Raw genomic sequence first — 13380 nt, 5'->3', positions numbered from 1 at the left:
ACGCCGGATCGTGGCGCACCGATCGGCATCCCCGCGGTTCCTGGTGGATACAACCGGGGACGGTCGCGCGGACACATGGGGTTCGGCAGCGTCGATGTGTGGCTACACACAGATCGTGACCGTATTCGAACGACGGGTTCCGGCCGGTGCGTCGCATCGGCCGGAACCGCTCATCTCAGGTTCATGGTTGCCCCGATTCGAACGTGAGGACCTCGTGAGCGAGGAAACGGAAACCCGCGAGGGCGGTAGACCCTCGCGGTGTCGGTGTCCTCCTCGTAGGAATGGAACCAGGTACCGATGATCGACGACGGTTCGCTCACAGTGCGTCCTGACGGGTCCGTGGTGGGTGATCAGCCGACGCGGTCCAGGATTGCGCCGATCTGATCGAGAAGCGACCGGAGCGAGGCGATCTGACGTCGCAGCTCGTCCACCTCGCCGTCGAGTGACACAAGTGCCGAGGTATCGGCTCGTGTCCCGCCGTTGCCGGACGGACCGAGCTCGAGTGGGGCCGTCTGGGCCGGGTCCATCGCCCCGAGCAGGAACGGCGCACGCGGTCCTTCCAGGTACGCCCGCATGCGGAGCGACTGCCCGGCGGTGAACATGAGCATCGCATCGCCGTCGTCGCCCCAGATGCGGCGCAGGCTCAACCAGCGACCGATCTCGTATGTCGCGGTGCGACCGAGATGGAAGGGAGGTCGCGCTGTGCCGGTGGTCCCGAAGCACGAGTGGGCGATGACGACACCGGCGGTCGCTGCCGGTCCGCCGGGGAACTGGGCGTAGCTGAGGATCTGGCGACCGATCGAATCGCGAAGGTCGTCGCACAGCCAGATGTCGAGGTAGTCGTCGTTCGGCAAGGGTCGGCGCCGCCCGTGTCGGACGACTTGATGTCGTCCTCGTCCGCCGTGAAGAGTCTTCGTCGGGGACCTGGTGATCCCGTCGGTCGGTGCGCCGTCCGGATCGACGGTCGCGAGCCAAAATTCGACCTGGATGTCGGCGACGAGGTCCTTCCAGACCTTCGGCACCTTCGTACGGTCGGGGTTGGTGGCGCGGAAGTCCCGGTTGGGGTCGTCGATCTGGCTCCGGATCTGGTCTTCACCGATGTTCTGGGACGGCGACGCGGGATCATGCGCGACGTGAACGACGACCGGAATGCTCCCGACACCTGTCGGGGCCGGTGCGCGCTGTCCTGTCCGGCGTTCCGCAGACCTCGCGGGTCGATGGGGAGTCCAGGTCGGCCATGACGGATCCTCTCCTGCTCCGGAAGCGGCATCGAATGAAGCATCACCCTTGGTGCTGCGGAACCATGCGTAGCGGACTACTCGAAAGTCCTTCCTTCGGACGTGCCCATCAACAAGGGCGAACCCCTCGTGCCGTTGGCCCTGTTCCGTGACCGGAACTTCTCGATGTCGAACATCGCGATCTCGTCGACGGGCGCAGCCATGACCGCCCTGATGGTTCCGGCCTACTTCTATCTCGAGACGGTCCGCGGATTCTCGCCCACGAAAGCCGCCCTGATCTTCGCCCCGATGGCGATCGTCACCGGTCTGACGGCACCGCTCATCGGTAAGTTCTCCGACCGGATGCCGCCCCGGGTGCTGCCCACCGTCGGCTTCACGCTCTTCTCCGCGACGATCTTCGGCTTCGCGGTGCTCATGACGCCGGACAGCCCCATCGTGCTGTTCCTGCTCATCGCCGGTATCGCCGGCGTGTCCAACTCGTGCATCTGGGCACCGCTGGCCTCCACCGCCACGCACAACCTGCCCATCCATCAGGCGGGCGCCGGTGCCGGCATCTACAACACCACCCGCCAGGTCGGTTCGGTGCTGGGCAGCGCCGCGATCGGTGCCTTGATCTCGTCCTTGATGGCCGCGCAGGGACTCGTTGAGGTGCAGGCCGGTGAAGGCGGCGGAGCCACGATGGGAGCCGCTCTCCCGGAGCAGATCGCCGAGGAGTTCAGCACCGCGCTGAGCCAGTCGATGCTGCTGCCCGCGTCGGTTCTGATCATCGGGATCGTGGCGTCGGCGATGTTCGTCGGTCACGCATCGTCGCAGCGGAAGGCGCAGGCCGGAGCTTCGCCGGATCGCGCAGAGGTCACCGGCTGAGCCGGGTTCGTATGTAGTGGCCGGTCGCCACGAACGGAAGAACGCTCCCACCGAGCAGGACTCGGTGGGAGCGTTCTCGCATGCTGAGGGTGTGGTCAGCCGTAGTGGCAGACGTAGCTGACGGCCTCGGTGACCTCGATGTCGAACGACGAGTCGCCGGGCACCGAGAAGGAGTCGCCTGCACCGTAGGAGGTCCAGTCCTCGCCGTCGCCCAATCGGACGCGGCACGCGCCGCTGTGCAGCTCCATGACCTCCGGTGCAACGGTGCCGAAGTTCAGGGTCGCGGGCAGGATCACGCCGGCCGACTTGCGGGTTCCATCCGCGAGATGGAAGTTGTGGCTGACGCACTTGCCGTCGAAGTAGACGTTGGCACGCGGGTCGAGCGTCACGTTGGCGTAGGTCGAAGTCGGCTCACTCATGGGCTGGAGCGTAGCGAGGCGGGTGCAGGTCGCCGGCCGTCGGGGTCGGTGTGCGCCCGCCCGTCGCGAGGTGTATCTCAGGGGACCTTCACGGAGTCGACGATGTCGAGGTGCTCGAGCCGGTCTCGGTGCAGGAGGAACTGCCGCGGATCGGAGCCGAGCTCGCCGACCGCTACACCCACTGACCGCAAAGTGCGTTCGGCGGAAGGCTCGCAACGCAGAAGTGAGACTCACAACCCGGGGGGGGTGACCACCAGGGTTGTGAGCCTTCCTTTTCGGTTGTGGACCTTTCGGGGATACGTCTTGCATCCGAAACCGAGGCCTGCTTAGACTCACCTAAGTTATGGGGCATAACTTAAGCGCTTCGGGGGAGGGGATCAGGTGGCTCAGCTGGGCAGACGCGCACGCAAGATCGACCTCGACGACATCGTCCGGGTCGGTCGCGCGCTCGGCTCGTGGGGGAGAACATCCTCGGCGACCTCGTGCTCCACCACGATCCCCACCACACGGTCGAACGGCACCTGTTGTCCTGCGGGTTGCAACTGCGGGCGTTCGTGCTCGACCACCCCGGTCTCGGCACCTACATGCAGATCTTGTTCCCACGCGGCGACGCGGAACGTCGCCTCATGGCCGACGAGATCGTGGCACTGTGCCGTGCCGGATACAACCCGGACGTCGCAGTGTCGGTCGCGAGCGTCGTCGCGGGATCGACCATCAACACCACCGTCGCCGAGGAAACCCAGCGGCTGCGCGTCGAGGGCCTCGACGAACGGCGCCGCGCCGTCAGCGAGCAACCCGACACCGACGACCGGCCCGCCGAGGCCCACCGTGAACTACCCGCCGTCGACGCCGGGGAGTTCTCCAAGCTCGTTCTCGCCACCACGATTCGTGGACTCGTAGCGGTCCCTCCACCGGGGCGGCCCTTGAAAGAAGTAGTCGCCGATCTCGCGGCGACAGGATTGGGGAAGTGATGGCTCGCCGGGGATTTCAGGGAATGATGATGCGCGGGTTCGGTGCCCGTGATCACGACGCTGTGGTCACGGGCACCGAACAGATCGCGCCGCACTTCCGCCGGGTGCGCATGTCGTCCCCGTCGCTATTCGAGGACGTCGTTCCCGGACCGACCGCGTGGATCCGGATCTGGTTTCCCGACCCCGACGGATCGGACACCGAATACCAACGCGGATACACCTTCTCGGAATGCGATCCGGAGACCGGAGACTTCGCCGTCGATTTCGTCCTGCACGAACCGGCCGGGCCGGCGTCGACGTGGGCGCAGCGAGCCGAACCCGGTGACGTCATCAGTGTCACCTCGTTCGGGTCGCGCGGCTTCGACATCCCCGACGAACTTCCCGCCGGATACCTGCTGATCGGCGATTCTGCGTCGATCCCCGGCATCAACAGCATCATCGAAGCACTACCGCGCGACGTCGCGATCGAGCTGTATCTCGAGAAGCACGACGACAACGACGAACTCATCCCCATGCCGGACCACCCGCTGCTGCGCAAGCACTGGGTGCCGCGCCGCGACCACGAATCGTTCGCCGCCGCCATCGAGGACCGCGACTGGTCGAACTGGTACGCATGGGTGGCGCCGGAATCGAACTCGCTGAAGCACCTGCGCACCCGTCTGCGCGACGAGTTCGGTTTCCCCAAGTCCGAGGTCTACGCCCAGGCGTACTGGCACGACGAACGCGCCATGGGCAAGGAGCGCACTCACGAGGCCGAACCGGCCCGGTCGGAGACCGCTCCGCCGACCTCTGAACCCGAGGCCACACCCGCACGCGGCACGTGGCGGGCCCAGGGTGGGGGTCGGCTCCTCGCGCCGCTGAAGCGGACACTCATCGCCGCCGGGGTGCTGCAGGCAGTCATCACGCTGATCCAGCTCGCGCCGTTCGTGCTGCTCACCGAACTGGCCCGCCGCCTGCTCGCCGGAGCGCCGAACTCGGAACTGTGGTTCGTCGGGTTCTGGGCGATCGGACTCACCGCGGCGGGCACGCTGCTCGCAGCCGCACTGAGCCTGTGGCTGCATCTCGTCGACGCCCGCTTCGAACGCGACCTGCGGCACCGTCTGCTCGGCGCGCTGTCGACCGTTCCACTCGGCTGGTTCACCGCCCGCGACTCCGGGCAGGTCAAGCGCGTCGTCCAGAACGACACGCTATCGCTGCACTACCTGGTGACCCACGCCGTGCCCGATGCGGTCGCCGCCGTCGTCGCACCCGTCGCGGTGCTCGTCTACCTGTTCGCCGTCGACTGGCGACTCGCCTTGGTGCTGTTCCTCCCGATCCTCGTCTACCTCGTGCTGATGACGGTCATGATGTCGCAGTCCGGTCCGCGCACAGTGCAATCCGCGCGGTGGGCCGAACGCATGGACGGCGAAGCCGCCGCCTACCTGGACGGGCAGCCCGTGATCCGGGTCTTCGGAGGCGCGGCCGCGTCGACCTTCCGCGCGCGGCTGGGGGAGTACGTGCGGTTCCTCGTGGACTGGCAGCGACCGATGGCCGGCAAGAAGACCCTCATCGACCTCGCCACCCGACCCGCGACGTTCCTGCTGCTGCTCACCGCACTCGGCACCACGCTGATCACCGCGGGAAGCATGGCACCGGCAACGCTGCTGCCATTCCTGTTCCTCGGCACCACCTTCGGTTCCCGTCTGCTCGGCCTCGGCTACGGACTCGGCGGCCTGCGCGACGGGATGCTCGCCGCACGTGGCATCCAGGCAGTCCTCGACGAGCAGGAACTGCGAACCGCCGATCGGACCGGCGTGCAGATCCGCGACGCCTCCACCGCCGTGGAGTTCGACGACGTCCGGTTCTCCTACCGCCCCGGCGTTCCCGTCATCGACGGGGTGTCGCTCACCCTCGCATCGGGCACCGTCACCGCTCTCGTCGGACCGTCCGGATCGGGGAAGTCGACCCTGGCGGCGCTGCTCGCCCGCTTCCACGACCTCGCCAGCGGCAGCATCCGCATCTTCGGCCGCGACATCCGGGAGATGACGACCGACGAGCTCTACCAGCAGGTCGGCTTCGTGTTCCAGCAGACGCAGCTCGTGCACGGGACAGTCCGCGAAAACATCGCCCTCGCCGTCCCCGACGCCACCGACCAGATGATCGAAGAAGCCGCCCGCGCCGCCCATATCCACGACCGGATCATGGCATTGCCCGACGGATACGACACCCTCGTCGGTGCAAACACACCGCTGTCGGGCGGTGAACAGCAACGGATCACCATCGCCCGCGCGATCCTCGCCGACACCCCGATCCTCATCCTCGACGAAGCCACCGCCTATGCCGATCCCGAATCGGAGTACTTCGTCCAGCGCGCCCTCGACCGGCTCATGGCGGGACGCACGGTGCTCGTCATCGCACACCGCCTGCACACCGTCACCGGTGTCCACCGCATCGCGGTCCTCGATCACGGCCGTGTCGTGGAGACCGGCACCCATCACGAACTGTTCGCTGCCCGCGGCCGCTACCGGAAGCTGTGGAATGCGGCGACGGCACCGTCCGCTCTCGTCACCCCCGTTCAGGAGACGGCCCGATGATCCGCACCCTGTTCTCGCTGCTTCCCCCGGGTAGCCGCACTCTCGCCGTCGCGCATCTGGCGCTCACCCTCGTCGGTGTGGTCCTGCGCGCCGCCGGCGTGGTCGTGCTCGTCCCGCTGGTCGGGGCCTTGTTCGGTCCCGATCCCGGCGACGCGTGGCCGTGGCTGGGTGTCCTTGCGCTGCTGACGATTCTCGGTTGGATCATCGATGGCCTTGCTGCGCGACGCGGCTTCGACCTCGGGTTCGGTCTGCTGGCGAACGGTCAGAGCGAGGTGTCCGAACGCATCGCGCGCATCCGCCTCGCGTGGTTCTCGAGCGAGAACACTGCGACGGCGCGGCAGGCGATCGCGGCGACCGGACCGGATCTCGTCGGCATCATCATCTATCTGGTGACACCCGCAATCGGCGCGGTGCTGCTGCCGTTCGCGATAGCCGTTGCGCTGATACCAATCTCGTGGCCGCTCGCCGTTGCTGCACTCGCCGGAATCCCGCTGCTCGTCGGCGCGTATTTCCTGTCGGTGCGGTTGTCGCGCCGACAGGAACAGGTGGCGTCCGACAGCAATGTCGAGCTGACCGAACGCATCGTCGAATTCGCCCGCACCCAGCAAGCGCTGCGCGCGGCGCGACGTGCCGAACCGACGCGCAGCCTCGTCGGGGAGGCACTCGCGAAACAGCATGCGGCGACCGGTCGACTGCTGCTCATGCAGATCCCCGGCCAGGTCGTGTTCAGCATCGCGAGCCAGCTCGCGCTGGTGATCCTCGCCGGCACGGTCGTCTTGTCCACGGTCCGCGGCGACGTCGACGTTCCGGAGGCGATCGCCCTGATCGTCGTCATCGTGCGCTATCTCGATCCGTTCACCACCCTCGGTGACATCTCGGGCGGCATCGAGGCATCGCTGGCGACGCTCCGCCGGATCCGTGAGGTGCTCACCGCTCCGACCGTCGACGATGCGGGCACGATGACCGTCACCGGGCGCGCACCGCGTATCGAACTGCGTGGCGTCGGGTTCTGGTACGACACGAACACGCCGGCCGTTCTCGAAGGCCTCGACCTCGCCCTCGAACCCGGCACGACGACCGCGATCGTGGGTCCGTCCGGTTCGGGGAAGAGTACGGTGCTCGCGTTGCTCGCCGGTCTGGTGACGCCGCGGGTGGGGCAGATCCTCGTCGACGGCGTCGACATCACCGAACTCGATCCCGCTTCGCGTCGCGCCCTGACCAGCGTGGTGTTCCAGGAGCCGTACCTGTTCGACGGGACGATTCGCGAGAACATCCGCGTGGGCGACCCGGAGGCCGATGACGCCGCAGTCGAGAATGTAGCCCGGTTGGCGTGCGCCGACGACATCGTGAACCGGTCACCGGACGGCTGGGACACGCGGGTCGGTGAGGGCGGTTCTGCGCTGTCGGGCGGAGAGCGCCAGCGCGTCTCGATCGCACGTGCATTGCTGAAGCCCGCGCCGTTGCTGCTCCTGGACGAAGCGACGAGTGCGCTGGACACCGAGAACGAAACGGCGGTCGTGCAGGCGCTCGGGGCAGATCCGGTGTCGCGCACGCGGGTGATCGTCGCGCACCGGCTTGCCAGCATCCGGACCGCTGATCGGGTGGTGTTCCTCGAGCGCGGCCGGATCGCGGAGGACGGAACGGTCGACGAATTGCTTTCTGCGGGTGGTTGGTTCGCGGACTTCTGGACGCAGCGGGGTTCGGCGTCGGCGTGGCAGATCGGAGCGGCGGCATCGGGTGGAAGGCACGCGTGGAGTCCGTGAACGCCGAGACGAACAGCCGGCCGCGTTCGACCAACACGTGGGTCCAGGCTCGGGCCCGGGCTTCGACGATCTGGATCTTCGTCGGGTCGGTGACTCGCTCGTATGCGGGTTCGTCCGGGGTTTTTTCCGCGGTGCGCAGCAGCAGGATCGCGCCGGCATGCGACACGAGGCTGGTTCCAGTGGCCGATGCGGACACGTGTGGGTAGGGGACGTAGACCTGCTCACCGGAATGGTGCCTCTCGAACTGTTGTGGACATGACCTTAGGCAATCCATATCTTCGCAGTTCAGGGTGCTATTCCTTGTGTTCGCCACTCGGTCGGCTCGTTATTTCCGTGAAAGCTCCGCGATAGCACCAGTGGTGCTCCCCGCCGATTGATCGGCTTGCCACCGGTCGAGCCCAGGCGATGAGTTTGACGTATCGCACCAATTGCAGCCAGAATCCGAGCGATCACTCGGTAACGAACAGGTGTGCGCTATGCGAACAATTACTACTCGGGCCACCGGCCCGGCTGCCCACCCCGCGTCCCGCTCCGCGCGTTTCGTCATTGCGCTGTGTTGGGTCGCGGTACTTCTCGACGGCTTCGACCTCGTCGTGCTCGGCACAGTGAATCCGGCACTGCTCGACTACGCCGCGTGGAACGTCGACGCCGGCAGCCTCACTGTCATCTCGACCGCCGGGTTGGTGGGCATGACCCTCGGCGCCCTGGCCATCGGCAGTCTCACCGACGTCCTCGGCCGGCGCCGTACGCTGATCTTCTCCGTCACCGCATTCTCGGTCCTCACGCTCGCATGCGCGTTCGCGACATCCCCGGAGATGCTGGGCGTCCTGCGTTTCCTTGCCGGTCTCGGTCTCGGCGGCGCGCTTCCCACGGCGTTGGCCATCGTTGCCGAATTCGCGCCCGCCAAGAAAGGGTCCGCGTCGACGACCGTCATGACCGGATACCACGTCGGTGCTGTGGCGACCGCGTTGCTCGCGCTCATGCTGCTCGAAAGTGTCGGGTGGCGTTGGATGTTCGTCGCCGGTACGTTGCCAGCGTTCGTCCTCGTCCCGCTGATGGTCCGCTATCTCCCCGAATCGCCTGCCTATCTCGCCGTGCGAGGTCGTCACGACGAGGCAGAACGGATCGCGGCCGCCTACGGGCTACCCCCGGTCACTGCCTCCTCACCGCAGTCGGAGGCGCGAGCGGCGGACACGGAGACGACACGCTCGCCGGCGTCGCCGGTGCGCGTCCTGTTCTCGCCACAGCTCGTGCGTACCAGCGTGTCCATCTGGGTCACCTCGTTCATGGGGCTGCTCCTGGTCTACGGTCTCAATACCTGGTTGCCGACGATCATGCGGGAAGCGGGATACGACCTCGGTGCGTCTTTGTCGCTGCTGCTTGTCCTCAATGCCGGTGCCGTTGTCGGCCTGCTCGTAGCAGGTCGCGTCGCGGACCGGGTCGGTGCCCGCACCGCCGGTCTCGTATGGTTCACGCTGGCGGCGCTGTTCCTTGCCACCCTCAGCATTAGGCAACGTCCTGGGACAACTTCGACCCCTCCGCCACCACGAACGTGATCGTCACCGCAGCGATTGTCGGTCGCGACGACCGCGAATCGGTGTGGCAGGACATCAGCGCGAGCAACCAGCGCTGCCCGTCCACCAAGGATGACCTGGTGCGGACCATCGTTGTCATTCCCCAGACCGGACCCGACCCCGGGCCGCCGAGCTACGCCCAGGAGATACCGGTGGCCTCGACGTCCCGAACCCCGACCACCCCACCGACGAGCACCACGCGGGCACCGCAGGGGGGAGTGACCATGAGTACCCAACGGCAGGCTTGGCGCGGTCTCACCCCGGCGAGCGTGTCAGGGACCGGCACCGACATGCACGTCACCTGCGTCCTCGACATCGATGGCGTGGTCCTCAAACGCTCCTGCGCGACCGCCGAGGACTCCGGCACCGCAGACCATCTCGCGCAGCAGGCAGCAGTCGCATTCAACCCGGCCCCGGAGATCACACGATGACCCGCTCCGACCACACCAAGGCGATGACCGCCGCCACCCGAGTCGATGTGCAGGTCGTCCAGCTCGCGCCGCCGGTGCTCGTCCGCCGCGCGATCGCGCACTACAACGCCCGCCTCGCCCCCGGAAAACAGCCGGCCGAGACAACCTCGAGCGAAGCACTCCTCAAACGGTTGTGCGTGAATTGGCTGCGGCACATCGGATCGAACTACGACGCGCACCGCAACGGCGTCCGCAGCAGTGGCGGGCAACAGCTGTCCGACATCGCCGGCACCGTCATCAAGAAGCGGGTGCTCGTGGAGATTGCGCGGGCCTACCCTTGGCTGGTCGAGGAAGCCAGACGCCAGTATCTCGACCTCGACCGGCCGAGCCGACGCTGACCCCCGGGTGGGAGGACGTCGCCCGTTGGCCCCGCCCTCCCCGCCCAAGGGGCGTGTTCTACTCGTGCACGAGGCTGCGCACCGCCGCGTGCTGCAGCTCGTCATGGATCGCGTACCAACGGTCCTCCACGGCAGGCCACGCCTGGTTGATCGCGTTGGCGATCTGTTCATCGGTCGCCGCGCGCAGCCGGGCACGCTCGATGTCGCTGAGGTGAGGATCCTCGGTGGCTTCGCTGCGCACGACATCGGGCGGGAACACCGACAGTGCGAGCGACCGCGCCGGGGGTGGACACAGCAGCCCGGTCAACCTGCGGACCAACTCGTTGAAGTAGGCGACGGTGCCGTCGATCAGATCGAAGACAGTGAACTCCTCGCGCAGCGGCAATTGCCATACCGAGTCGATCCCGACATCGCAGATGCCGAAGCTATCGAGGAAGACCTGCATCGTCAGGCCGTTTCCTGTAGGGAACCCCTCGCCGTCGCAGGTGAACTCGCCGTAGACGCTCACACGCGCCTCGGTGCTGGACTTCCATGCCGCGTACTCGGTGAGCGACTCGAGCAGCGACCGCAGATATTCCAGGCATGTGCGCTCGTCTTCGGCGTCGTGGAAGTCGAGGTTCGCGAACTGCTCGGCGAACGAGGAGTCGGGGTCATCGAGCAGCGCGTTGAGCACGCAACGCTCGTAGCTGATCGTCAACGGGGTCACGGGAAACCTCCCAGGTCGATGTGCGGTGACACCAGCGATCGTTCGGAGACTGTGGTGGCGGTGTTGCAGTGCGGTGTCGGCGAGCGCAGTGCTGTCCGTCGTCATGCCCGACCGGTGCCGGCGTCTCGTGTGGCGACCACGGTTTGCAACACCGGTTTCCTCTATCGAGACGATCGAAGAGTCCGATCCACCAGCGCACGAGAGGATTTCGATAGATGAGCTGCTACGAATCGGAGGCCGGGACGATCATCCTGCCAGCGGCCGCGGTGCCCGGTCTACGCAAGGCACTCAACGCCTCCGCGATCACCTACAGGGCACTCGTCGTGGCTGAAATCGACGCTGTGTGGAACGACGTCAAGGCCCTGCCCCCGGCCAAGCGGGTTGCCGCGATCCCCTACGGAGTGTCGATTCCGGTGTCGTACGACGACGTGCACACGCATCGCCGCGCCGATGCCCGGATACGCGCACAGTCCATCGTCAAATCCAACGGCGGACGCAAGCCGGCCCGAGCGGTCATCGCCACCGCGTTCCCCGTCCCCAATGCTCGGACCCGCGAATGGGGAGAGAGCGAGTTCGGCCTGACACTCGAGGGACGCACCCTCCACTGGGAAGTCCCCCAGAACAACCACGCCCGAGACCACACCGCCGTCACCGGCCTGTATCAGGCTGTACTGGCGTATCTCAACGACGTCACCTGGACCCGCGGTACCGGCGGCGTGATCGTCGGCAACGACGAATACAACCGAGACACCACCTACGAAGGCGGTGGCGGCAACTACGTGACATACCGGTTCGGACCGGCGGGCCAGTAACCGATCCGGGAGGCAGCGACCGACGCGGTGAAGCGGTGAACCCGCCAGCTACCGTCGCCGCCACCATGACCGTCCTGCGTCCTGCCTCCCCACATGCCGTCGCCGCCACAGCCATCGCCGCGGCCGCCCTCACCGGAGCCACAGTCGGATGGATCCTCATGCGCGTGGCCTACCGCCTCGACCGCCTCGCCGCACCAGATGGTGCCGGGGATCCCGTCTGGTCCCTCACGTGGACCGACGCCAGCTTCCCGTTCGCCATGGTGGCCCTGGTCGTCGGCGCCTTCACCGTGCTGTTCGCGGCCCTCGCCGCTGCAGTAGTGCTCGCCCACCAAGCGAGCACCCGAGACATCACCTGCCAGCGCCGCATCCTCGCCACCGGCACAACACTCCCCCTGCTCAGGCGTCCGGCCGTCCCGGACGCTGTCCAACCTCCGAATCGAGGAGCTCACCCACGATGACCATGCACGCGCTTCCCACTTGGGACGCCCGACTCGCCGCCGCCGGCGCGGTCACCGACCACGCCGAAGCGGTCGCGTGGCTGCGGAACGGCCTTGCAGCCGCGCTCCGCTCCCATGTCGAGGTGGACCAGGCCGCGGCCTGGAATCCGGATCTGCAGTCCACCGGTGTGCGCTTGGCGGCCTGGCTCGCTCACGCCTACGGCTACGTCGCCGCCGTGCCCTCCGGCGACCTCGCTGCCGGCGCGGAGATGCCGATGGTCGGCCAGTGGCTGACCGATCGCGCCGATCGACTGGCCGAGATGCCGCTGCTCATCGCTTCACCGGCCGCAGGTGCGGTCGCAATCGCTGCCGCACACGCACTGACCAACGACGACGCCGCAGCGCTCGGTGTGCAGGCCGACGAGCTGCCGTACACGCAGGCCCACCTGACCTTCTCCGCTCCGTTCACGGTCACCGCCGACGGTGACGACGCCGCGACCGAGACCATCCACGCGCTGAGTTGGTGGCCCGACGGGGGAGGATTCCGCATCGCCGACTGGATCTCGACGTACGACACCCTCACCACTGATGAGGCAGGTCGCGCGGACGCCGCCGCCCGCGCGTACGGGGGCGCAACCCTGCCCGCTCTGATGCTCGACAATGAACGACTGGACCCGCAAGTGTGGGCGGCCTCCGAGACGGCCGATCCACACGAGACCGAGGGTCAGTTCAGCTTCGACGTTCCGGTGTACGACCGGCGGGGTGATCTGTTCAGTCGGGTGGCGCTCGTGGTGCGACACCTAATCGCCGCGGGGATCCTCCACACGTCCATCGAGCGGGTCCGGCCTCCCGGTTCGACCGGGCACGTCACCCGCACCCCGGTTGTCGTGCTGCGCACCGACGATGATGACCGGCACACAAACCGGCTGGCCGTGTACGGATCGTCAGTGGCGATGCGCCGACGCCGCCGAGGACTCGACCTGCACTGGGACGACGCGGTTCTCGGCTGAACCGCTACCGGGAGTGGAGCTATAAGGGTGGTGGAATGCGGTGAAGTCCTGGCCAGCCCGATGGGCGGCGGGTCGTTGACATACCTTGTGCAGATCGGAGGGTTATCAGCGCTGGTCTTCGAAGAATTGGGCGGCGACCACAAGTAACAGAAGTGTCGCTGGCGCCGCGACCAGTGCCACCGCCACGCATGTCGAGCAGGTCGAA

Annotated in this window: 12 protein-coding genes and 1 pseudogene; 10 read left to right on the top strand and 3 right to left on the bottom strand. The window is 67.1% G+C overall.

Annotation, left to right across the window (positions count from 1 at the left end):
• Positions 1–350 precede the first annotated feature (350 nt).
• Positions 351–1022 carry a hypothetical protein gene (locus tag M3330_RS00255; protein WP_255026593.1) on the bottom strand — a complete coding sequence of 224 codons (672 nt, stop codon included), beginning with the start codon at positions 1020–1022 and terminating at the stop codon, positions 351–353.
• 318 nt (positions 1023–1340) lie between these two features.
• Here M3330_RS00255 and M3330_RS00250 point away from each other — a divergent pair, with 318 nt between their 5' ends.
• On the top strand, positions 1341–2102 hold the full coding sequence (locus M3330_RS00250) for an MFS transporter (RefSeq protein WP_369683110.1): 762 nt from the start codon (positions 1341–1343) through the stop codon (positions 2100–2102).
• A 95-nt stretch (positions 2103–2197) separates the two neighbouring features.
• On the opposite strand, the gene M3330_RS00245 is transcribed toward M3330_RS00250, so the two are convergent.
• Positions 2198–2521 carry a pyrimidine/purine nucleoside phosphorylase gene (locus M3330_RS00245; RefSeq protein ID WP_255026591.1) on the bottom strand — a complete coding sequence of 108 codons (324 nt, stop codon included), beginning with the start codon at positions 2519–2521 and terminating at the stop codon, positions 2198–2200.
• Between the two features lie 455 nt (positions 2522–2976).
• Between M3330_RS00245 and M3330_RS00240 the strand changes: the two genes are divergently transcribed.
• The 6 genes and pseudogenes from M3330_RS00240 (at position 2977) to M3330_RS00215 (ending at position 10210) form a co-directional block, all read left to right on the top strand.
• On the top strand, positions 2977–3492 hold the full coding sequence (locus M3330_RS00240) for a TetR/AcrR family transcriptional regulator (RefSeq protein WP_255026589.1): 516 nt from the start codon (positions 2977–2979) through the stop codon (positions 3490–3492).
• A 26-nt stretch (positions 3493–3518) separates the two neighbouring features.
• On the top strand, positions 3519–6065 hold the full coding sequence (locus M3330_RS00235; protein WP_303627233.1) for an ABC transporter ATP-binding protein/permease: 2547 nt from the start codon (positions 3519–3521) through the stop codon (positions 6063–6065).
• Positions 6062–7828, top strand: a complete 1767-nt coding sequence (locus tag M3330_RS00230; RefSeq protein ID WP_255026585.1) for an ABC transporter ATP-binding protein — start codon at positions 6062–6064, stop codon at positions 7826–7828. Before M3330_RS00235 ends, M3330_RS00230 begins: the two co-directional genes overlap by 4 nt.
• A 476-nt stretch (positions 7829–8304) precedes the next feature.
• A pseudogene (locus tag M3330_RS00225) lies at positions 8305–9339 on the top strand (MFS transporter); the annotation flags it as partial.
• A gap of 41 nt (positions 9340–9380) precedes the next feature.
• The gene (locus M3330_RS00220; RefSeq protein WP_255026583.1) at positions 9381–9833 is read left to right on the top strand and encodes a hypothetical protein; all 453 of its coding nucleotides are present in this window, start codon (positions 9381–9383) and stop codon (positions 9831–9833) included.
• The gene (locus tag M3330_RS00215; RefSeq protein ID WP_255026581.1) at positions 9830–10210 is read left to right on the top strand and encodes a hypothetical protein; all 381 of its coding nucleotides are present in this window, start codon (positions 9830–9832) and stop codon (positions 10208–10210) included. Before M3330_RS00220 ends, M3330_RS00215 begins: the two co-directional genes overlap by 4 nt.
• 58 nt (positions 10211–10268) lie before the next feature.
• Here M3330_RS00215 and M3330_RS00210 read toward each other — a convergent pair whose 3' ends face one another.
• Positions 10269–10916, bottom strand: coding sequence for a hypothetical protein (locus M3330_RS00210; protein ID WP_255026579.1), 648 nt, complete (start codon positions 10914–10916; stop codon positions 10269–10271).
• A gap of 215 nt (positions 10917–11131) precedes the next feature.
• Here M3330_RS00210 and M3330_RS00205 point away from each other — a divergent pair, with 215 nt between their 5' ends.
• The 3 genes from M3330_RS00205 to M3330_RS00195 are packed head-to-tail and all read left to right on the top strand — an operon-like array spanning position 11132 to position 13175.
• Positions 11132–11728, top strand: coding sequence for a hypothetical protein (locus M3330_RS00205; protein ID WP_255026578.1), 597 nt, complete (start codon positions 11132–11134; stop codon positions 11726–11728).
• Between the two features lie 35 nt (positions 11729–11763).
• Positions 11764–12186 carry a hypothetical protein gene (locus M3330_RS00200; protein ID WP_255026576.1) on the top strand — a complete coding sequence of 141 codons (423 nt, stop codon included), beginning with the start codon at positions 11764–11766 and terminating at the stop codon, positions 12184–12186.
• Positions 12183–13175, top strand: coding sequence for a hypothetical protein (locus M3330_RS00195; RefSeq protein ID WP_255026574.1), 993 nt, complete (start codon positions 12183–12185; stop codon positions 13173–13175). Before M3330_RS00200 ends, M3330_RS00195 begins: the two co-directional genes overlap by 4 nt.
• Positions 13176–13380 lie beyond the last annotated feature (205 nt).

Origin of the sequence: Rhodococcus sp. GA1 (genome assembly GCF_024321955.1) — a bacterium.
Classification (GTDB): Bacteria; Actinomycetota; Actinomycetes; order Mycobacteriales; family Mycobacteriaceae; genus Rhodococcus; species Rhodococcus pyridinivorans.
The sequence above is the reverse complement of the archived record's forward strand: the minus strand, read 5'-3'. Positions and strand labels throughout refer to the sequence as shown.